This window comes from Propioniciclava sp. LT294, assembly GCF_059516005.1.
Window position 1 is genome coordinate 58060 of sequence record NZ_JCAKNG010000010.1, and the last position, 23423, is coordinate 81482.

1 protein-coding gene (running past one end of the window) is annotated in these 23423 nt (G+C 71.5%); it reads right to left on the reverse strand.

The features are described from left to right. Nucleotides 1-23415 carry the 5' portion of a hypothetical protein gene (locus AC5YDA_RS12405; RefSeq protein ID WP_496193038.1) on the reverse strand. It extends 13710 nt beyond the left edge of the window, so only the first 23415 of its 37125 coding nucleotides appear in the window; its start codon is at nucleotides 23413-23415; its stop codon lies beyond the left edge, outside the window. Nucleotides 23416-23423: the final 8 nt, after the last annotated feature.

A 23423-nucleotide genomic window follows, 5' to 3' on the forward strand; every position in this document is an offset into this window, starting at 1 on the left:
CGGGTACATCGGGTTGGTGCTCTCGTCACCGATGACCAGCACGAAGCGGCCGGCGGTGGCGCCGATGGTGCCGAGCCCGTAGACCTTCATCTGGCCCTGGAACGTGAGGATGAACGCGTTGCGTCCCAGGTCGATCTCCAGGATCACCTCGGCGGTGAGGTGCAGCAGCGGCTCGGGCAGGAAGTCGCCGGCGCTCAGCATGATGCCGCCGGACAGCTCGATGAAGAACGATGTGCCCTGCTCGATGACGCGGACGGTCTGCGTGTCGCCGGTCGAGAGGTTGCCGTCCGAGTCGGCCCAGGCGCTGGCCGCGAAGGTGTACGTGAGGGTCCCGGCGGTGAGCGTGATGGCGCTCGCCGACGTGTAGGCGTAGTAGGCGACGCCCCGGCCGTCCGGCGAGCCGACGGGCACGAAGCCGGCGCCCACGAACGTGAGGCCACCCAGCCCTGCGCCGGTCACGGTGAAGTCCGTGGCACCGAGGGTGGAGACGTCCACGGTGGCCCCGAAGGTCGGGGTGAGGTTGACCGACAGCCAGGTGCGCTTGGCCAGGGCGTCGGCGGTGGGTGCCTCGGGCGTCGGAGCCGTGTGGTCGGCTGCGGAGAAGAGGACGTCGTCGAGGTTGGCCCACGAGAAGTCGAGGTAGGTGACGGTGAGCGTCCCGGAGGTGTAGCCGGAGAAGAAGTAGCGGTAGGTGGAGCCGCTGACCAGCACCGGCGCGCCGGTGATCGTGAGGGTGCCCGCGCCATCGCTGAGGCTGATCTCGGGGTCGGCGTCGAGGATCGATGTGGGGTCGACGGCCGTGCCCGCGATGGCACCGAAGGTGATGTCGATCCAGCCGCGGCCGGCGAGCTGACCTGCGAGGTCGACCTTGTCGACGACGGACCCTGCGCCGGGGTTGGTGATCGACGTCGTGGGCGACGCCACGGACAACGTCTCGGTCTCGACGGCGTTCAGGTTGCCCGCCAGGTCGGCGAAGCGCCCGGCGAGGAAGGTGATGGTGTGGGTGCCGACGGCGAGCGTCGCGGTGAAGCTGTAGCGGTAGAGGTCGGAGGTGCCCACACGGACCGGGGCGCCGAGCGGGATGAGCGCGCCGTCGGGCCCACGGAACTCGACCTCGTTGCCGTCGATGGTGGTGTGGTCGAGTGCGGAGCCGGAGGTGCCGCGGAAGCGGATCTCGAGGTACTTGAGCTGGTTGAGGAGGTCGCGGCCGATCGTGGCGCCGGCCAAGGGCACGGTGGTGGATTCGTCGACGCTGGACGTGGTCGGGTTGTCGGGGACGCTGCGGACGACGTCACCCGTCGCGCCGACGACCTGGAAGGTCTTGGCGAGGAAGGTGCCGACGGGCGGCGGTCCACGGCCCGACGTGTCGGTGATGTTGTGCAGGTCGAACCTGAGGACGACGGCGCCCGCGGCGAAGGTCCCGGACAGCAGGTACCTCCAGGTGGTGCCCCCCACGAAGACGGCCTGGAGGATCTGGATGCCGCTCCCGGTGCCGGCGCCGCTGAGGGTGAACTCGTCGAGGTCGATCGAGGAGGGCGTGATGTCGAAGGGCGGGGCACCGACGACGGGGTTGACGGACGGGAGGTAGGTGACGTCGAGGTAGCTCTGGGTGCGGCTGGAGACGCGGGCCGTCACCGGCGTGGACTCGGCGCCGAAGGTGACGGCGACAGCGATGCCGGTCTGGGTGCCGGTGGTCGCGTCAGGGCCCGTGTACGCGGCGCCGGAGGCGTCCAGCAGCGTCCAGTTGCGCGTCGCGGTCACCACGACGGTGTCGCCCGCCGCGATCGCGGTTCCGAAGGTGTAGCGCACCCAGAGGACGCCGTCGGCCAGGGCGAGGACCTGGGCGCCGGTGATGGCGACGAGGGTGCCGTTGATGGTGAGCGTGATGTCGTCGGTGCCGATGCTCGTCTGGTCGATGGTGAGGCGCGTCGGGGCGCTGAGCGGGACGTCCACGAAGGTGCGTGCGGGCGCCGTGTACGTGCGGTCGGTCAGGTCGCCGGTGCCCGAGGCCAGCAGCGGGAGGCGTGTCGCGTTGAGTTGCACCGTGCTCGACGCGGCGGCCGTGGTGGTGTCGCGGAACACGTGAACCGGGATCACGAGCGTGTCGCCGACGATGGCGATGGAGCCCGACGTGTCGACGACGACGGTCCAGCCGGCCGTGCCCGCGGTGAACGTCAAGCCGCTGAGGAAGGCGGCGCTCTCGACCGTGCTCGCGTCCAGGGTGTAGCCGGCGGGAATGGTCGGCAGGGTCGCGGTGAGGCTGGTGGTGAGGCTGCCCGCACCGATCGGGAGGGCGACCGTCGGGGTCGCCGAGAGGTTGACGGTGGCGAGCTGGTAGGACCAGCTGCCCGCGATCGCCGTGAGCGACACCGAGAGGCCGGCTTCGTACTGCCCGGTGAGCCAGTAGCGGAACCGCAGCACCGTGCCGGGGACGCCGCTGGTCAGCTGGACGGGCGCGCGACCATCCAGTTGGACGCTGCCCAGCCCTTCGCCGTAGAGGTCGAACTCGGGAGCCGGGTCGAGGATGGAGGCGACGTCGATGGTCACGCCGGACGCGGTGGGCTTGGTGAAGTCGACGTCGATGAAGTTGCGCGGGGTGATGGTGACCACGCCGGTCTGCGTTCCGGCGACCACCACGCCGAGGTAACCGAGCTGGGCGGACGTGAGGCTCGCGGTCAGCGCGCCACTGCCGACGGCCGTGACCTGCACCGGAATGCGGAACTCCCCCGGCGCGCCGGTGGCGGTGATCGCGGCGGTGTTGTCGCGGGTCAGGGCCCAGCCCGTGCCACCGAAGACGAGGCCGGTGAGCCGGTTGATGACGGAGACGGGATCGACGGCGAAGCCGGCCGGGATGCCGTACTGGCCGCCCGCGGGGAAGACGACGGCGACGCTGCCGGAGCCGAGTTCGTCGGGCGCATCGGTGACGGTGAGTGGCGCCGTGACGGTGAACAGGTACGACCACGAGCCGGCCAGGAAGGTGACGCTGACGTCGCCGGACGGGGCGAACCGGCCGGTGAGCCAGAAGCGGTAGGTCATGGTGGTCGCGTTGCTCGACACCAGCGAGGGGGCGAACGCGCCCTCGAGCTGGACGGTGCCCAGGCCCGGGCCACCGAGCGTGAACTCCGGGGCGAGATCGGTGATCGACGCCGGGTCGATGCTGAGGAGGGCCGGCTTGGTGAACGTCACGTCGATCCAGCCGCGTCCGTTGATGACGTTGATGTCGATGGACGCGCCCGGCGTGGGGTTGACGATGGTGGCCGAGGTGCCCACCACCGTGAACGTCAACGTCGTGGGCGCGTTTCCCGCGCCGGGTGTGGTTCCGGCGTCCGTCGTGATGGAGGCGTTCCTGACCGCGTCGGCCGCGAAGGTCAGCGTCCACGTGCCCATGGCGAGGTCGTCCGAGCCGATGCCGTAGCGGAACCTGGTGATGCCGAGGGCCCGGAGGGCGGCGACCTTGAGCTGCTCGTCGGTCAGGCCGTCGGCCTTCGGAAGCACGTCGACGCGTGTGGTGCCGCTCATGTAGTAGGCGCCCGTGGTGTCGACCAGCATCGTGACCGCGAGGAACTCGATGCCCGTGGCGGTGGTGACGGCGAGAATCGGCGACGGCGCGGCGATGGTGCGCGCCGCACCCGGGCCGGTCAGGGTGAACTCGCCGGTCTGGCCGAGGATGGTGCCCAGGTCGAGGCCGGCTCCCGGCGGCGGCGTGAAGACGACGTCGACGTACTTGGGTCCGGTCTGGTTGATGACGGTGGCCTGCACGGTTCCGCCGTTGGCCGACGGCGCACCGAGCGTGACGGCGGGTGCGGTGGCGGTCGCCATTGGGTCCGGCAGGTCGGCCACGTCGAAGGTGACCTCTTGCCCGGACGAGTTCCTGAAGCCCATCTTGAGCTTGCCGTACAGGGTGAGCAGACGCACCTGGTCCGGGATGTCGGCGAGGAACAGGATGGTGACGCTGCCGGAGGCCACCTTCGACAGGTCGGCGTAGAGCCGGCCGCTGATGGAGATGTTGTCGGCGGCGAAGTTGAGCTTGCCGATGATGAGGATCTTGCCGTCGGTGGAGATCTTGACGATCACCTGGCCGTTGAACACCGCCTGCGACGTGTAGATCGAGTAGATCTTCGCCGAGCCGGTGATGACCATGGGCGAGGTGAACGCGGCCGCGAAGCCGCTCCTGCCCGGATCTGCCGCGATGGCCTTGACCTGGTTCGCGACCTGGGTCTGCAGCTGGGCCAGCCACTGGTCGGCCGTGAGCATCGTCGGCAGCTGGAACGCCGAGGAGCGCAACGCGAACGGGTCGTCGATCGTCGGGAGCGTGGTGAAGAACTCGACGCCGCCGAAGAAGTCGTTGATCGCGAGGCCGGAGTTGGGCTCGAGCAGGATGCCGCCCGGCACGTTCACCGACAGGAACACCTGCAGCGGGCCGAGTTCGGACAGACCGAGGCGGATCCCGAAGCCGGCGAGCCCGGCGATGGAGATCGTGCCCTCGAGGCCGGCATAGAACACGCGCTGGGCCACCGCGGTGGTGGTGTCGAAGACGCCGATGATGTTGGAGAGCGAGTCGAGCTTGAGGATGCCGCCCACCAGGCTGGCCGACACCTCGCCGCCGAACATCGTGCCCTTGACGCTGACACCGAGCGCGTCGATGCCGATGATGGGGAACTTGCCCTCGGCGAGCAGCGACGGCTGGATGCGGATGCCTTGGATGGCGCCGGTGATCTGCGGGCCGCTGAGGCCCTGGATGCCGGTGACGCTGGCCGACAGGATGAGGACGAAGTCCTCGGGGGCGTTCTCGACGTCGTCCCACTGGATGCCGATCGCGTCGATCCGGACGGGCAGGAACGACGGCCACTTGAAGCTGTCGCCGGTGGCAGAGCCGATGGAGAGGAACACGCCGAAGCCCGGCAGTGCCTTGAACGAGCCGCCACCGGTGATGGCGAAGTTGCGGCCCTCGCCGGCGAGGGCCAGGGAGCCGATGGTCACCTTGGCGCCGACAGCACCGAAACTGGCCATGAGGGCGGAACCCGTCGCACCGGTGTCCAGGCGGAAGTCGCGCGCGGTCAACGTCACGAACGTGCCCAGCCGGATCTCCAAGGTGTCGACCGTGAGCTGGAACGCCTGGACCTTGCCGTCGGAGAACGTCAGCGCGATCCGGAAGGCCTCGTCGTCCAGGGTGCCGTCGAACCGCTTGTCGTCGGCTGTCAGGCGGTCGGACAGCGTCGCACCGAAGGGCTTGCCCGGGAACAGCTTGGCTCCGCCGGTGGCGATGTGGATGACGCCGGTGAAGCCCGCGCTGCCGCTGGCGCCGGCGGCCGGGAACCGGACCTCGAGGCCCGAGATGCCGATGCGGATGTCGTCCAACTCGAGGATGCTGCCGAGCGTGATCTTCTTGTCCGGCTGGGCGGGGGCGAGGGGGTCGGGCGTCTGCCCCGGCTGGGTCGACGGCAGGCCGTAGGCGAGTTCGGCGGTACCGAGCCGGAAGCCGTCGCCGTAGATCGTGAGTCCCGGGATCTGGCCCGCGTCCAGCGCCTCCTCGTTGTTCCGGCTGATGTTCGAGCCCCGCGACGGGTCGTACGGGCGCAGCGACCCGGTGACCCCGAAGGAGGGGAACGTGATCGTGGCCGTGTTGATCCGCATGATCTCCTGGTCGGCGGTCCCCTTCGGGTCGTAGCCGAACCGGACGCCGTTGGCCTGCAGGCGCGCCACGTTCGGGATCAGCGCGTCGAGGGCCGCGACCTGGATCCCCCACTTGCCGGTGGCAGTGATGTCGACGTCGCCGCTCAGCAGCCCGAAGACGTTGACGGCGAGCTCGAACGAGCCCGTCAGGCCGAGCAGGTCGACGGTCACGCCGGAGTCGGTCTGCGCCGTCGACCGCTCACCGGTCGCCGGGTTGCCGCCGAAGGAGAGGGAGGCGCGCTGTACGCCGAGGATGACGGAGACGATGAGCTTGCCGTCGGAGAACCCGAAGCCGCCCAGCCCGACCGTGGGCCCTTGCAGCGTGAGGGGGCCGAGCGTCGTGGGACCGCCGGAGGTGGCCTCGCCGACGGTGCTCCCCGCGAGCGTGAGCACCAACGTCTGGGCCTGGCTCGTCAGCGCGGTGCTGCCGGTGCCGCTGCGGGCCGCGGCCCCGGCAAGCTGGATCGTGATGGGGCCGGAGCCGGTGAACATGCCGAGGGTGTTGGCCGCGTTCTGGTCCTTGAGGAAGTACCGGAAGGTGACCGACGTGGACCCGGCCGCCTGTCCGGCCACGATGATCGGGGAGCCGACGAGTTCCGGCCTGGTGGTGCCCGCGACGAACTTGAGGTCGCCGTCCTGCCCGCTGAGGGTGAACGGCGCACCGGACGCGTTGGCGGTGAAGTCCTGGTCGATGGGCAGCAGGGCGCCCTGGTCGTCCTTCGCGAGCGAGGTGTAGGTGATGTCGAGGTAGCCCTGCGCGTTGAGCTGCGCCTGGCTGATGCTGGTGACCGCGAGCGACGCCACCGGACCCGGCTTCTGTTGCGTCGAAGTGGCCTGGAACGTGTAGAACTGCTCGACCGAGCCGACCAGCGTACCCACCTCGGTGGACGGCGAGGGGCTGCCGGAGTCCTCCGCGATGACGGTGCCGGCCTTGAAGCGCACGCTGACGATCGCCGTTCCGGCGGGGATGACGACGCCGTAGCTCCAGGTGTTGGCACTTCCGGACACCGGGACCGGCGCGCCGAGCGTGAGCGGCGTTCCGCTGCCGCTGAGGGTGACCTCGAGTTCGTCGCCGTTGACCGAGTTGGTGCGAATGCGGCCGGACGTGGTGCTGAACCGGACGATGATCGCCGCGGCGGAGGACACGACGGCGCCCCGGAGCGGGGTGACGAGGTTCCCGGTGACGAGCACGGGGAACGTCTCGGTCGGCGCCGGCACCGGGCTGGTCGGGAACAGCTTGAAGGTGGTGACCCGGAACGAGCCGAGTTGGAATCCCGCCACCGGGGAGATCGTGAAGGTGGCGAAGCCGCCGAGGCTCACCACGGTCTTCGTGTCGACGGTGAGGGTGACCACCGCATTGAGCAGCGCGAGGTCCAGCGTGCCGTTCGGCTGGCGGCTGATCCGCAGGCTGCCGCTCAGGGTGGCGATGTCTCCCGCCGTGATGACGACGGAGAGGACGCTCAGGCTGAAGCTGCCGGGGTCGATGGCACCCACCATGCCCCCCAGCGACCCGATGGACGAGAAGGTGTTCGACGTCGAGGTGTTGACCTGGAAGGCGACGGTGCCGGTGATGCCGAGCCCGTCGAGGCCGAGCAGGGCGATGGTGCCGGCGGCGCGCAGGGCCCAGCCGGTGGTGTCGCTCCGGAAGGACACGGCGGCGTTCCTGATCAGGACACCGATGGCCTTGGGGCTGAGGACGCCGTCGATCATCGACGGGCCGGAGCCGACGAAGATCTCGAGTCCGGTGCCGTCGAAGTTGCCGCTGCCGTCGACCGAGAACTCGCCGGCCCGGATCTCCAGGATGGGGGGATCGCCGAAGTTGAAGTCGAGGTTCTGCACCACGAACTCGAACACGCCGGTGGTCTCCGAAGCGAGGGGGGCCCTGACGTTGAGGCTGACGGTCTCGCCGCCGACCACGATGGCCTGCGCGACGGCAACGCCCGTCGTGTTGAACCGGAAGCCCAAGGAGGCCCCACCGGTGAATCCGGTCACGGGGCTCTTCGCCTCGCCCGTGATGATGCCCGCGACGCCGCCGGTGGCGGTGGTGACGGTCGGCGCACCCGAGTTGGTGTCGGACCCCGCCGGGAAGATCACGATGAAGCCGGTGCCCGAGACGATGCCGGGGTTGTCGGCCGCGGCGACAGCGCCGATCTGCTGACCCTCGGCCATGGTGAGGTCGGCCAAGGCGATGCGGGTGATCGCGGTCGTGCCGGCGCCGAGGCGCTCGAAGGCGAAGTCGGCGGTGATGAGGAACGTCTCGTCCGGCGTCGGATCGGGGTTGTCCTTGATCACGAAGGTGATCGCGATGTCGTCGGCCGCGACGCGCAGGAAGGGGCCCTTGGGCAGCGAGAGCAGCCGGATGTTGGGTTGGAGGGCGGCCTTGTTGCCGAAGCTCCCCCACGTGACGGTGTAGCCGACGACGACCGAGCCGTCGAGAACCTCGGTCACGCCGACGCCGGAGCCGCCCGCGAGGGCGTCGAGCGCTGCCTCCACGACGCTGCCCGCGGCACCCACCGCGATCGCGGCGGTGGTCTCGCCGCCGTCGATACGACCGTTGAGGTTGACGTCGAGGGAGAGGGTGAAGGTACCCGAGGGTGCCTGCACGTCGATGACCTGGATCTCCTTGACCGAACCCGAGCCCTGCGTGGTGGTGACGACCGTCACGCCGGCGAACTGGAAGACCTCGTTGACGACGACGCCCTGACCACCCACCTGGATGGAGTTGAGCTGCAGCGTCAGCCTGGCCGAGATCCTGAGCGGCAACCCGACGAGGGCGACCGTGCCGGAGATCTCGCCGGCTGTGCCGTTGGGCGTGATGATGAAGGCGCCCTGGCCGCCCGTGAGGCGCAGGCCGGTGTCGTCGGTGAGTGCGCTGGTCGGCCCCGGGTCGCCGACGAAGAGGGAGACCTCGGTGAACGCGATCCGCACGATCTTCGCCCCCGAGTCGGTCTTGCGCTGCTCGAACACGGCCACGCCCGAGAGCTCCTGGCCGAAGATCGTGACCGCGGCCGGCTTACCGGGCAGGCCCACCTGGACCAGCAGCGTGCCGGGGGCGAGGTCGATGGTCTCGGTGCTGCCGTTCAGCGTCACGGAGCGCGTGACCTGGGTGGTGCCGGTGTTGACCTTGATCACCACGTCGACGGCGACCAGCGCGTTGGGCAAGGCGGCGGGGTTGACGGTGACGCCGGCCACCAGCGCGCCCGCGACGCCCGTGCGCGTGATCACGAAGAGGCCCGACGCGACGGTGGCGGTGACGAAGGTGGTGCTGCCGTCGCCGAGCTGGAGGGAGACGTCCGTGAGCGCCAGGGTGACCTCCTGTGTCACCGTGTTCTTCGAGAACGCGAAGTCGCCGGTGAGCTTCTGGCCCATGATCTCGAGCGAGACGTCGTGGGCGGCCACCGTGACGCCGGGGCTGATGACGACGGTGTTCACGGTGCGGCTGCCCGTCAGCGTGTTGAGGCGGACCTCGAGGACTCCCGAGAACGTGACGCCGGGGATGAACAGCTCGACGGTGGCCGACAGCATGCCCGCGACCCCGCCCTTGCTCGCCGGGTCGGCGACCTTGCCGACGATGTCGAAGGCGCCGGAACCCTTGCTCACCACGATGAGGTCGCGGTCGCCGGTGCCGAGGCGGAGCCCGACGTTGTCGAAGCGGATCTTGGTGCTCTCGACGTTGTCGCCCGTGGTGGTCAGGGTGCCGTCGGCGCCCGGTCCGGTGGACTTCTCGAACGAGACGTCCGCGGTGAGGGTCTGGCCGGCGATGGTCAGGTTGATCCGGGTGGCCGTGACCTTGAGGTACGGCCCTGCGGGCAGGGCGAGCCGCAGCGTCTCCCCACCCACCTCGAACGCCTCGTCGACGGCGACGCCGACGGTCTTGCTGTTGACCACCCGGCGGATGTCGCTGATTTCGACGCCCACCACGGCGCTGGCCGTCAGGCCGTCACCCAGGCGGATCGCGGCGGTGGCCGAGATCGTGCCCGCGAAGCCCTCGGGAGTGAGGACGAGGAGAGCGGTGCCTCCGCTGAGCCGCAGGCCGATGTCGTCGGTGAGGTCGGTGTCCGTGCCGCCGTTGTCGCCGACGAACAGGGCCACGTTGGTCGCGGCGATGCGCAGGATCCGGATGTCGTCGGTGGTACCGAGCATGCGGTCCGTGCCGGCACCGGTGGCCTGCTCGACCATGAACGTGCCGGTGATGCTCTGTCCGAAGACGGTGACGCCGCCCGTGATCGAGGCGCGGACGAACCGGCCGCCGGGCAAGGTGATGCTGGTGGCCCCCAGCGAGGTGGAGACGGGGGCCGGGCCCGTGTTGACCTGGAGCCTGACGGTGAGGCCGCCGTTGAGCGTGAAGGGAACGTGCCCGAGCCCCACGAGGTCGACATTGGCGGTGACGTCGAGGGCCAAGCCTGCGGAGGTGAGGAGGAACACCCCGGAGCCGCCGGTGAGGCTGAGGCCCACGTCGTCGATCCGGACCGGCCCGTCCACGACTCCGTTGGCTCCGACGTCGCCGAGGAACAGCGTGACGTTGAGCGCGGTCACCTTGACCACCCGCGCAGCGCCGGTGCCCGCCTGGGCGAAGGTGAAGTCGCCCCGCAGTTGCTGCCCTGCAAGGTTCAGGACGAGACCGGTGGCACTGACCTCGAACCTGGACGTCGCGGGCGTGGTGTCGATGACCAGCTTCATCTGGGTGGTCACCGAGACGCCCGGAACGTTGAGCGACACGGTGCCGACGATTCCGGCGGCCGTCGTCGCCACGCCGGTGGCGCCCAGCGTCAGGGTTCCGGCGCCGCCGGTGAGGCCGAGCACGCCGTCGCCGATGCTGAGGTTGATGTTGGCCAGCACGATCGTCGTGGTCGTGCCGGAGCGCTGGAACGCGACGTCGCCGGTGAGCGACTGTCCGCTGAAGGCGATCGTGATGCCGCTGCCGCCCACCCGCACGAACGAGCCCTCCTTCAGGTCGAGCGCGACGGTGCGCCCACCGACGGTGACGCTCTCCTTGACGGGCGCCGTGGCCTGGTTCATCTGCAGGGAGAAGGCGCCGGAGATGGTGACGCCGTCGGGCAGCAGGGAGCCGAGGACGAGCGTGCCGGCGAGGCTCATCGCCATACCGGACGAGGTCAGGACGATGATGCCGTCGACGCCGGTGAGGATCGCCGGGTCGCTGCCGAGCTGCACGCTGCCGCCGGCGACCACGATGACGGTGCGCGTGGCGCCGACCGAGTTCGCGGCGTGCTGGAAGGCGAGCGAGGCGGTCAGCTTGATGTCGCCGAGCTGCACGTCGATGCTCTCGCCCACGATGCGCAGGTAGGGTCCTGCCGGCAGGGTGCTGCCGTCGGCGAGGGCGACGGCCTGGGTGGCGCGGTTGATCTCGAGGCGCAGGTTGGTGGTGGCCACGGTGTGGCCGCCGCCGAGGTCGATGGGGCTCGCCGCCAGCGTGAGCTTGCCCGCGAACCCGGCACGGCCGATCAGGAACGCGCCGTTGAAGGTGAGCGTGTTGATCGGGGCGCCGAAGTTCGCCGTGAGGTCGGTGACCGCGACGGTGACGACCTTGGCGCCGCCCACCGTCGCCTGCGAGAACACCAGGCTGCCGCCGCTGAGCACGACGCCGCCGACGGTGAGTTGCACCGAGCTGATGGTGACCGTGATGGTGCTGGTGGCGGTGGCCAGGGTGATGGCGAAGTTCCCCGTCAGGCCGACGCCGGGCACTGCGAGCGCGGCGGTGCCGCTGACGGTGCCGGTGACGCCGGCCGCGTCGATCGCGAACGTGCCTGCCGTGATGGTGAACACGGCGAACTCCGTGGTGCCGTCACCGAAGGCGGCGCGCGCGTTCTTGAGCGTGACCAGTGTCGTGAAGGTGGGCGACGTGCCCTGTCGGGTGAACGTGAAGTCGCCGGTGATCCGCTGCCCGGCCACCTCGAGCGCGACGCCCGTGCCCTCCACGCGCAGGTACGGGCCGCTGGGGAGGTTGAGGACGACGGTCGTGCCGTCGAGCGTGAGGGTCTCGTTGACCGCGACCCCGGAGTTGACGGCCACGGTGAAGGTGCCGCCGAAGCGCGCGATGCCGGCCGGGATGAGGAAGGTGATGGTGCCGCTCACGCGTCCGGCCAGGCCACCGTCGCTGAGGACGAACAGGGCGGACCCGTCGGACAGCTTCACACCCGCCGTCGCGGTGCCGATGGTCAGGCTGAGTGCCGAGCCGACGATCACGGCCTTGCTCGGCGGGACGGTGCCCGGGGGGGCGCCCGGGGCGACGGGGCCGAGGATCTGGGTGAAGAGGAAGACGCCCTTCAGCTCCTGCCCGTTGATCATCAGCGTGGCGGGAGCCGCGAGGGTTCCGACCTGCACCCTCAGCGAGGTGGCGGCCAAGGCGATGCCCTGAAGGGTACGCACCGCGGTGGTGGTGTTGATCTGGAGCCCGATGGCGCCCGTGAGGGTGAACCCGCCGCCCGCGTTGAGGGTGAGGGTCGCGGTCAGCACGGTCGCCAGCCCGGCGGGGGTCAGTTCCAGCTCACCCGAGGGCACGGTGGCCACGACGACTCCGTCGCCGAGGTCGAGGGTGAGCGGGGTGCCGCCGTCGCGGGCGGAGGTGCCGAACGTCAACCTCAGGCCGGCGCCGGCGAGCGTGTCGATGGCGAACGTGCCGGTCAGCCTCTGCCCCGCCACGCCGAGGGTGAGGTCGCCGACGACCAGGATGAACGGCGCGCCCGCGGCACCCTCGGCGATCGTGACGGCGGAGTCGCCGCTGCCCAGGACCTGCTCGACGCTGGTCTCGTTGTACAGCACCTGCAGGGTGCCGGCCAGCGTGAGGCCGGTGAACCCGACGAGCTGGACGGTTCCGCTGATCGCGAAGTACCGGGACGCGCCGGATCCACCGATGTGTCCGTTCGCGTTGGTGATGAGGACACCCTTGGCCAGCGGATTGATCGACCCGTCCGCCAGGAACCCGGGACCTTGCCCGACGAAGATCGTCAGGTCCGCCACCGACGGGTCCCCGCCGAAGTTCAGCGTGCCCTTGATCTCGACGAAGTCGCCGAACTTCAGGCCGCCGGTGATCGAGCCCGCGACGAACGGGCCGGCGGTGGTGGCGATCTCGTCGTTGGCCGGGTTGCCGTCGTCGGAGACGACGAACAGGATCGGGATCTCGACGCCGGCCACGCTGAAGGTCCGGTTGAGGGCCTGGTCGGTGCCGTTGTAGCGGACGCTGATCTCGGCGCCGGCCTGGAACCCTCCCCCGGCGACCGCGACGGAACCGGTGAAGAGGCCGGCGACACCGCCGCTCAGCCCGGTGCCGTCGATGAGCAGGAAGGCGCCCCGGCCGTCCGTGACACTGAACCCGTTGGACCCCGTGCCGAGGGTGACCGAGACGCCGGTGAAGGCGATGACGGTGTCCGAGCCGCTCGTGCTGAGCAGGAAGCTGCCGGAGAACGTGGGTCCGCCGGCGATGGCGAGCGAGCCACCGGTGATCGCGACGTGCAGGAACGAGCCTGCGGGCACGTCGATGCCGAGGTCCGTGCGCCTGACGGCCGCCGGCGTGGTGTTGACGGCGAAGCGCACACTGCCCGCGACGGTGATGCCGGGAAGATCGAAGACGGGGGTCGCGAGCCCGTCGATGACGACGCTGAGCTCACCGCTGAACGCACCCGCCACGCCCTGCGCGGTGATGAGCAGGGCACCGTCCCAGTTGTGCGCGGTGGTGACCGCGACGAACGTGCCGAGGCTCAGGGTGAGGTTGTCCACGACCAGTGACACGTCGCCCGTGGCCGTGCGGCGCACGCTGACCTTCGTCGCGCCCAGGCTCTGCTCGGCGATGGTGAGACTCGCTCCGGTGACGTCGGCGGCGAGGGTGCCCGCGGCCGAGTCGACGGCGACGGCCACGGTGCCCGTCAGGCTCACGCCGGGGATGCTGATCACCACGGTGGCGCCCAGGGAGCCGACGATGCCGGCGCCGGTCGCGGTGAGGGTGCCGTTGATCGCGGTGGCGCTGACGAGGGGGGACCCTGCCGGACCGAAGGCAAGGGTGCCCTTCGCCACCGTCACCGAGAGGGCGCTGCCGCTCTTGAGGATGGTGAGGTCGGCGGTGAGGGTCTGTCCGGCCACGACGAGCGACAGGCCTGCGCCGGCGAACCGCACGTAGGGCCCACTGGCGGCCGGCAGGTCGATGCTGACGCTGACGGTACCGACCCGGAGGGTCTCCCTCACCGGGGCGGAGGTGGTGTTGACCTGGACGGTGAGCGCACCCGAGATGGCGACACCCGGGACACCGGTGAGCGCCACCGAGCCGGACATGCTGCCCGCCAGCCCTCCGGCCGACGGGAGCACCAAGAGTGCCGTGCCGCCGGTGAGCGCAACCGCGGCCGTGCCCGCTGCCAGGGTCAGCTGCGCGTTCGCGACCCCGACGCGCGTGAGCGTGGTGTCGTCGCCGGTTCCCAGCAGGGTGTCGGCGCCCGCGGCGGTGGTCCGCTCCACGGCGACGTCGCCGCTCAGGCTCTGACCGAGGATGCCCAGGGTGACGCCGGTGCCCGCGAGGCGCAGGTAAGGCCCGGCCGGGACGTCGATCGCGACGGTGCCGGATCCGACGACGAGGGCCTCGGTGAACCGGGCGGTGGTGGTGTTGACCTGAAGTGTCACGGTGCCGGCCAGCGTGAACGGTGCCGCGGTGGCGTCGATCGCGACGCTCAGGGTGCCCGCCAGGCCCGCGCTCGACACGATGAACAGGCCGGTGCCGTTCTGGGCGACGAGCGGACCGAGGCGGACGGTGGCATTCGCGATCCCGATCCGGGTGACGACGGCCCCGGACGTGGTGGTGCGGCGCTCGAGCGTCACGTCGGCGGTGAGGCTCTGCCCGAGCACGGAGACCGTGAGACCCTGGCCGCCGAGGCGCAGCAGGCCGGCCGGGAGCGACGTCCACCCAGTGACGGCCTGCGCCGTGCTGGTGGTGTTGAAGGCGATGGTGGCGGTGCCGGTGATGGACACGCCGGGGACGGCGACGGAGACGTTGACGCGGATCGCGCCGTGGACGCCTGCGACGTCCAGGACGATGGAGGCGACGTCGTCCGTCTCCCCCGCCACGGGCTGGGTCAGACTGACCAGCGGGGTGTTGCCGCCCAGCGACAGGGCGGCGTTGCGAACCTCGAGCCGCGTGGTGGTGCCCTGCTTCGCCACGACGACGTCCGCGGTCAGGCTCTGCCCGGCGATGGTCAGGGTGACACCGGTGCCCGCGAGGCGCACGTAACCGCTGGGACCGCCCCCGGGCAGTTCGAGGGCGAGGGTCTCGCCGCCGATGGTGAACGACTCCTTGACGAGGGAGGCGGTGGCGTTGATCTCCACCGCGATGTCGCCCGACAAGCTCACCTGCGGGACGGCCAGGGCGATCGCGCCGGTGATCCGCCCCGCGAAGCCGGCGGCGCTCAGCAACAGCAGGGCGCTGCCGTGGGTGAGGCTGGCGAAACCGTCGAGGTTCAGGGCGACCTCGGTGGCCGCGATCCGCAGCATCGTCCGTGTGCTGTCGGGCGTGCCGCTGGCGGTGAGCGGTGTGACGCGCTCGATGGACACGTTCCCGGTGAGGACGTGGCTCGTCAGGACGGTGAGGCTGAGGCCCGTCCCCTCGAACCGGACGTAGGGGCCGGCGGCGAGGTCGAGGTTGCGGCTCTCGGTGCCGACGACGACGGAGGTGGACACGCGGGCGGCAGTGGTGTTGATCGCGAAGCCGAGGGTCCCCGTGAGGGTGGCAGCGGCGCCGAGCTGGATGCTGACCGTACCCCGGATGCGTGCGGCGACGCCGGTGTCGGTGAGCACGATGAGGCCGGAGCCGGCGGTGAGTCGCACGCCGAGGTCGTCGGCGAGATCGGCCTGGCTGCCGCTCGTGGTCCCGCGGTCGTCGCCGACGAACAGCGCGACGTTCTCCAGCCCGATGATCGTGGTCGCGACGCCACCCGCGGTGAGGCGCTCGAGCGCGACGTCGGCCGTGAGGCCCTGCCCTGCGATCGTGAGCGTCGCTTGGGTCAGCGCGACGCGGAGGTACGGGCCGGCCGGCAGCGTCACCGAGCCGACGACGACCGCGGCTGCGCTGGTGTTGACAGCGATGGAGGCGGAGCCGACGTTGAGGCCGACGGCGGGGACGTCGAGGCTGGCGTCGAGGCTGCCCGCGATGCCGGTGGGGCGCACCCTGAGTTCGCCGGTGACCGCGCCGAGGGTGACGGCGCCGCCGAGGGCGATGGCCCCGGAGGCCACACCCAGGGTGATGTCGTCGGTGGTCCGGCCGAACGAGAACGTGCCCGCCAGCGACTGTCCGGCGAAGGCGAGCGTCGCGGCGCTCACGACGAACTCCTTGACCTGGTCACCGGGCTGGGCAGGTGCGGCGAAGGTCACCACGACGCCGGGCTCGGTGCTCCCCGGGATCTCGATCGTCGCGCTGACGGCCTGCCCGGTGGTGTTGATCCGGACGCTCGTGGTGCCGGTGAGCGTCACGCCGGGGACGCCGATGAGGCGCACGGTGCCCGAGGCCACGAGCGCGTGTCCGGCGCCGACCTGGACCACGCCGACGGTGGCGTCGGTCAGCAGCACGCCGACGGCGAGTGGGTTGATGCTGCCATCGCTCGTGTACGCGGGGCCGCGGCCGAGGAAGATCGTGAGGCCCCTGCCCGCGAAGACCTGGGCGGGGGCGCCGCCGACGAGGGCGTCGCTGTAGGTGATGCTGCCCTCGATCGTGACGAAGTCGCCGATGGTGACGGAGACGTCGGAGGCGGACAGGCTGAAGAACGGGTCGCCGGCTGCCGGGGCCGCGGCGATCTTGAGGACCACGGGGGTGCCCCCCACGTCGACGACGGTGTCGATGGCGGTGGTCATGGTGTTGACCTGCAGCAGGACGGAGCCCTCGATGCTCACGCCGCTTCCGCCCGCGGACGCCTGGCCTGAGATGAAGCCCGCGATGCCACCGGCACGGATGATGAGCACGCCCTGACCGGCATGGAGGCCGCCGCCGCCGGTGATGGTCGCGGTGACGTTGGTGACGCCGATCACGGTCTCGGCGGTGGGCCCGGTGCCGGAGCGGGTGATCGCGACGTCCGCGGTGAGGTTGCCCTTCGAGCCGACGGTGACCACGAGCCCCGGCATGGACGCACGCAGGTAGGGACCGGCCGGAAGAGCCACGGCCGCAACCGTGCGCGGCGAGGGGGTGGTGTTGACCTGGACGGTGAAGCTCGTGGTGCCGAAGGTGATGCCGCCGATCGCGGGCAGCGTGACCGTCGCGTTGAGCACGCCGACCACGCCGCCGGGCTCGACGATCAGGCTGCCGCTGACCGAGGTGAGCCCCACGGGGCCGAGGGAGGCGGTGCCGCCGGCGATCTCGACGCTGAGGGTCCCTGCGGTCCTCTCCACCCAGATCCCGCCGGTGACGGTGACGCCGGCGAAGGCGACCGCGAGGCTCGTGGCACCCACCCTGAGGGTGTGGGGGTCGATCCCGCCCTGGAGGCCGGCCGTCGTGTTGATCTCGACGGTGAACGTCGTGGCGGTGATCGACAGCCCCGGGATGGCGAGCGACGGTCTCCCGGTGAAGGTGCCCCACACGCCGGAGGTCGTGACGGTCAAGGAGGCGGTGATCCCCGTCAGCGTGACGGCGCCGTCGCCGAAATCCATCGAGCCGGCCGCGACGGCGATGGTGGTGTCGGTGGAGCGGGTGATGGTGATCGTGCCGCTGATGCGCTGGCCGAGCACGGTGAGCTGGACATTCTCGCCGTGGAAGCGTAGGTAGCTGGTCGCACCGGCCGGAACCACCAGGCTCTGGTCCGCGCCACCGACGGCGATGGTCGTGTCGACGTCGGACCCCGTGGTGTTCACCTGCAACACAAGGGTGCCGGTGAGCGAGACGTCGGGCGTCACCACGGCGACCGTTCCGGTGAGGCTCGCGGCGAACCCGGCCGATGTGACGAGCAGGACACCGGACCCGTTGCTGAGGCTCACCGCCACGAGGTCCACCAGGGCGTTGGTGACTCCCACACGCAGGACGACCGCGCCGTCCGCGCCGCTGCCGCGCTCGACCGTCACCGTGGCACCGAGGTTGATGCTGCCGACGCTGAGGGTGGCGCCCGCCTCGACGCGCAGGTACGGCCCGGCGGGCAGGTCTCCGGCCGCGTCCGCTCCGGTGTTCAGGGCCAGGCGCAGGGGGCCGACGAAGGAGAGGCCGGGGACGGCGGTGGTCAACGTCCCGATGATGAGCCGGCCGGCCGCACCGGACGCCGTGATCGTCAGGTCGCCCGCGATGCCGGTGGCGCTCAGCAGGGAGGTGGCTCCCGCACTGATGGCGACCGCGCCGCCCGAGGCCTGGATGCGGGTGCTGGTCACGCCGTCGAACGTCGTGCGCGCGAGCGTGATGGTGGTGAAGCTGACCGACTGGCCGCCGACGATCAGGCTCAACGGACCGCCGGTGACGCGGACGAACTCGCTGCCGCTGACGGTGCTGAGGCCGAGGCTGAGGGCACCCGAGAACGCGAGGCCGGGGACGGTGATCGCCAGCGTGCCGGACAGCGTCGCGGTCATCGCGGCGGTCGTGTCGACGAAGGTGAGCGAGCCGGTCCCGCCGGTGAAGGACGCGAGGGGCACGCCGCCGTCGGTGAACCGGAGGCCGAGGTTGGCGACGGTGACCGTGAAGCCCGTGCCGGTGCGGGTGAACCCGAGGTCGGCGGTGAACTGCTGGCCGAGCACCGTGACCGTCAGGTCGAGGCCGCTGAACGACACGTGGGGGTCGGTGCCGCTGGCCACCTGGCCGGTGGTGAACGCGATCGTGAGGTCGCCCGAACCGTCGGCGAACGGGATCGTCTCGGTGAAGGGGGCATCGAAGCCGTTGATCCGGGCGACGAACGCACCGCGCACCAGGACATGCGCGTAGCCCGTCAGCGCGACGTTGCCGCGGGCGTCCAGCGCGAACGCGGTCGCCGTCGACGTGACCTTCAGCACGAGACCGACGACGGCATCGGAGACGGTCAGCCCGCCACCCAGGTCGAGGACCAGGGTGCGCGCCGCCAGTGCCACGCGCAGCACCCCGCCACCGAAGGTGAGGGTGCCGGAGAGGCTGGCATTCACGTGGCCGGTGGTGACGAGGGTGGCCGTGATCGTGCCGGAGACCGCGGTGCCGAGGATGAGGGTGCCGGAGCCGCCCGAGACGACGATGCTCTGCCCGGTGGCCGCGATCGTGGCGGAGAGGCCCGTGACCCCGAGGCTGAGCCCCGCGGCGGTGTGGGTGATGGTGGCCCGGCCGGTCAGCGACAGGGTGCCGACCGCGATGGCGAGGGTCGCGGCCACCGTGAGCCCGGTTGCGCCGTCGTAGGTGACGGTGGCGCCGGTGAGGCTGACACCGGTGCTGCCGGCGACGGTGACGGACACGCCGGCCAGGCTGAGGGACACGTCGCCGGTGTCATCGTGGGAGACGACCGTCAGGCTCCCGGCGGACAGGGTGAGCTCGTCGGCGGCCCCGAAGCTGCCGGTGACCGTGCTCGCCGTGATGGTGACGTCCGCCGCGGACTGGCTGACCACCGCCTGGGCTGCGGTGAAGGCGGCCACCTCGGTGGTGCCGGAGAAGACCCGGATGTCGAGTCCGGTGACCGTGAGGGTGAGGACGCCGGCGTCGAGGGCGTCATCGCTGAGCACGTAGCTCGCGGCCAGGGTCGCCGCAGCGGTGAGCCGCGAGGAGCCGACCGTGAGGTCCAGGGCCAGCCCGCCCGTCAGGGCGACGGAGCCGTTGTAGAGACCATCCCCCGAACCGGCCGTGGGAACGGCGAAGGTCAGCGTCCAGCCAGTGAGCGTGAGGGCGTTGGAGAGGGTGAGGTCGCCGAACACGTGGGTGACCGGACCGGTGTCGGCGAGGTGCTGCTGCAGGATCGCCGCGATGTGTTCGACGACGGTCGCCAGCGGCGAGCCCGCGACGTAGTCGGAGAAGTGCGGGAGGCTCGCTCGCAGGGCACCCGCCGCCGGGTCCGCTGTCGTGTCGATCGCCTGCACGGAGCCGTCCGGCGCCACGTACCAGATGCGCGCGGCCGCATCAGCCACGACCACGGTGAGCACGGGGGCGATGCGGAAGGTGGTGATCTGCGCGCCGGTGCGTGCGTCGACGGCTCGCAGGTCATAGACCAAGGAGGCGGTGCGGAGGCCGGCCACGGCGGCGGCCCGAGGGCTGATGGTGACCCACGCGTCCGAGGGGAGGGAGCCGGGGGCGAAGGTGAGGGTGGCGGCGCCTGCGCTGAGGGTACCGCCGAGGGCTGCGGTGACGAGGACTGCGCCCGGGGGAACCGGAGGGGCCTGCTCGACGGTGGTGGGGGCCGGAGCGGCCTGCTCGACGGTGGTGGTTCGGGTGACCAGGTTGACGGCGGTCGAGCCGCGGGGGGTGGAGGGGACGGAGGCGGTTGAGTCGGCGTCGTCCGCCGGGGGGCCACGCCCGGCCCGGATCGTCAACTCGCCGTCGGCGATGACGGGAGCGTTGACCTGCACGAGGCTGCTGAACCTGGCCAGGTTGACGGCCAGCGCGGGGACGGTGGCACCGGGATCGTTGCTCCCGGCGTGGGCCGCGGCGACCCCGGCGGTGACCGCGAGCAGGCTGGCGGGGCCGCCGGACCACAACGGACCGCCGGCCGGAACCAGCACCGACACCTGGGCGGTGAGGATGTTGACCGCGGTCACCGCGAGGGGCCGGGCACCCGCGACGACGGCCATGGCGTCCGTCACCGGTGCGTCGGTGAAAGCGGCGCGAAGGGCGGCCGCGGTGAGCAGGGCTGCGGAGAGCGGCGCTGCGGGCACGGTGGCCGCGACGGCGTCCGCGAAGGAGCGGGATGTGCCGGTCGCTGCGACCCTGATCCCGTCGGCCCGGACGCCGCGGAGCACCTGGGCATCGACCCGGTGCTCGCCGATCACGAGCGCCAGGCCGGACGCCGAGGCGTCCGCCTGTGCCTGCTGGACGGCCTCGACCACGAAGGTGCCCGCGAGGACCAGGGGCGTTCCAGAGCCCACGGTCGCTCCCGTCGTCACGTACGACACGAGCAGCGCCGAGCCGGGCGTGCCGTCGGCATGGCTCGAGGCGCCATCGGTCGAGTGGGCCGCCAGCGTGACGTCGGTCACGGTGAGGGCGAGGTCCCCCTCGAGGGTGGCGGACGCGCCGGTGTTCGAGACCAGGGCGGCGACCCCCGCGCGGCCGTCGCCGTCGGCCGTGACGTGCGCGTCGTCACGCGAGGTGGCGGCGATGTGGAGGACGTCGGTGGTCAGGGTCCCCTCCCCCGACACGGACGCCGACGTCAGGCCGCGGAGCCGGCCGAGGGCCAGGCTCCCCATGGCCGGGGCGATCTGCTGGATCGCTGCGGCGTGGGTCGGATCGAGGACCCCGAGTGTGTCCGCGGCAAGGGCCCCGCCCATGCCGGACGCCGTGACCGTGAGCCGACCCTCGGCCGAGGCGTCCACCAGGACGTCCGCCGCCGTGATGGACGCGGAGGGGGCGCCGGAGATCCGCGCACGGGTCAGCCGGTCGACGCTGGCGGTGGCCAGGCCGGCACCGGCCGCCGCGCCAGTGACGACGTGGGTCCGGTTGCGTGCGGTCACCGACAGGACACCGGGGGTGTGGATCGTGGTCGCACCCTCGACCGAGGCCGCGGCGGAGCTGGCCAGGGTGAGCGCGGCGATCGCCGCACTCACGGCGGCCATCGGCGCACCGGCGGTCACGGAGATCGAGCCCGCGGCGTCGGAGGACGCACGCAGGCTGACCGGACCGGAGGACTCGACGCGGGAGTCGCGAAGGACGACGGACGCCTGCGCGCTCGCCCTGGAGGCGAATTCGGTGGACGCGCGCGAGACGGCCTCGGCGGACAGCGTCACGGACCCGCCGAGCAGGGCCGCGCCCGTGACCCGGACGGACGCGGCGGCGCCGTCCGCACGATCATCGGTGGCGAGCAGCGTGATGGCGCCCGACCGGCCCGCACCGCGGGTGTCGATCGTCGTGTCCTCGGTGACCCGGATGGTCCGTGCGCGGATCGTGAGGTCGGCCCCGGTGTCGGTGAACCGGATCTCACCCGTCAGCGTGACGGTGCCGTCGCCGGCCTCGAGCACGGCGGCCAAACGGGGGGCTGTGAACGAGAGGGTCGCGCGCAGTCCGGTGAGCAGCAGGTGGGCGAGGCGCGACGTGTCACTTCCGAGAACCAGCGGCGCTCCGCTGCCGATCACGGTGAGGGTGCCGGGCGCACCGTCGATGACCAGGTCGGCCGGGGAGCCGTCGCCCAGTCCGCGGAGGTCGACCGTCACGGAGGAGGCCGCCGTGCCGCCCTGCACGAGGACGGACACGACTCCCGTCGCCGGCGTCGTCACGACCATGTCGGAGGTGGCGTAGACCAGGAGCCCGGCCGCGCTGTCGTAGCTGACCGTTCCGTTGCCGATGGTCCCGGCGGGGAGGACCAGGGTCGCGGTGGAGCCGTCCAGACGCCAGACCGGACCGACGACCACCGGCTCGACGACCACCGAAGGCTCAACCACCGCAGGCTCAACCACCGCAGGCTCAACCACCGCAGGCTCAACCACCGCAGGCTCAACCACCGCAGGCTCAACCACCGCAGGCTCAACCACCGCAGGCTCAACCACCGGCTCCGTGGCCGTGGCCTCCGAGGTTGCGGGCTGAACCACGGTCTCGACCACGGCGGTTTCCACCACGGTCTCCGCCGCCGGCTCCGGCTGGGGCAGCAGCGACGCGCTGACCCCGTGGGCCTCGCCCGGGGAGAGGGTGTCGTTCATGAGTCCGGACCCCATGTGGTCCAGGCCCAACGCGTGGCCGACCTCGTGGCGGACCACGGTCATCAGACTCATCGAGGACCAACCCCACCCGGCGGCGTCCACGTCGACCACGAGCGATCGGCCGGAGGCCGAGCCCAGCCCTGCCCCCGCCAAGTCGGTGACGGACGCGTTGATGCCGGACGTGTCAGCGCCGGCCTCTGTCCACTCCGACTTCGCCTGGGCGAGCGCGGAGGAGAGTTCGGCGGAGGAGAGTTCGGCGCCGGTCACGGGCGTGTCGGGCAGGCTGGCGGCGGTCATCCCCGGCGACCCGTCCGCGGTCGCCGCGGGCTCCGTGTCGGTCGCAGGCGTCACCACCGACACCTGCTCATCACCGGAGATGCCGGCCTGCTCGCCGTCGGCCATGGGGCACGAGATGGACGCCTGGGTCCCGCCGCTGCCACCGACGGTGGTGCACTGGCTGGTGGAGAGCGCCTTGGCCAGCGCGGCCAGGGCCTCCTGCAGCCGGGCATCTGCCTCGGCCTTGGCCTGCTGGGCCGCCCGAGCCTCCCGGGCCGCCTGCGCCTGGCGCTGCTGCTGGGCTGCGGCCTGCTTCTGGACGCGCACGGTGTGGGCCGCCGCCTGCTGGCGTACACGCTGGGCCCGGCGTACCTCGGCCTCCCGGGCCGCCAGCACGCGGTCGATCTGGGCCCGGGCTTCGGATGCCGGCAAGAACTGGAGGACCACCACGTCGGCTTCCCGCAGCACGAGGGGCTCCGCCGCGACCGGGGCGAGGGGTGCCCCGTCCCGAACTGGCTCCGCGGCGGCCGCGTCGGCGGCTTCGTGGGGCGATGGGGGGGCCGCCATCGCCCGCCCCGTCCCGGACAGGAGCATCCCGGCGGTCAGCGCGAAGGACGTGACGAGCGCGACGCCCCTCAGCAGCGTTCGTCCGTGCGAGCGTCGCGCAGCATCGCCACCACGGGGGGTGGGCAAGGCCGGCGGCGACGCAGCCATACGGGGGT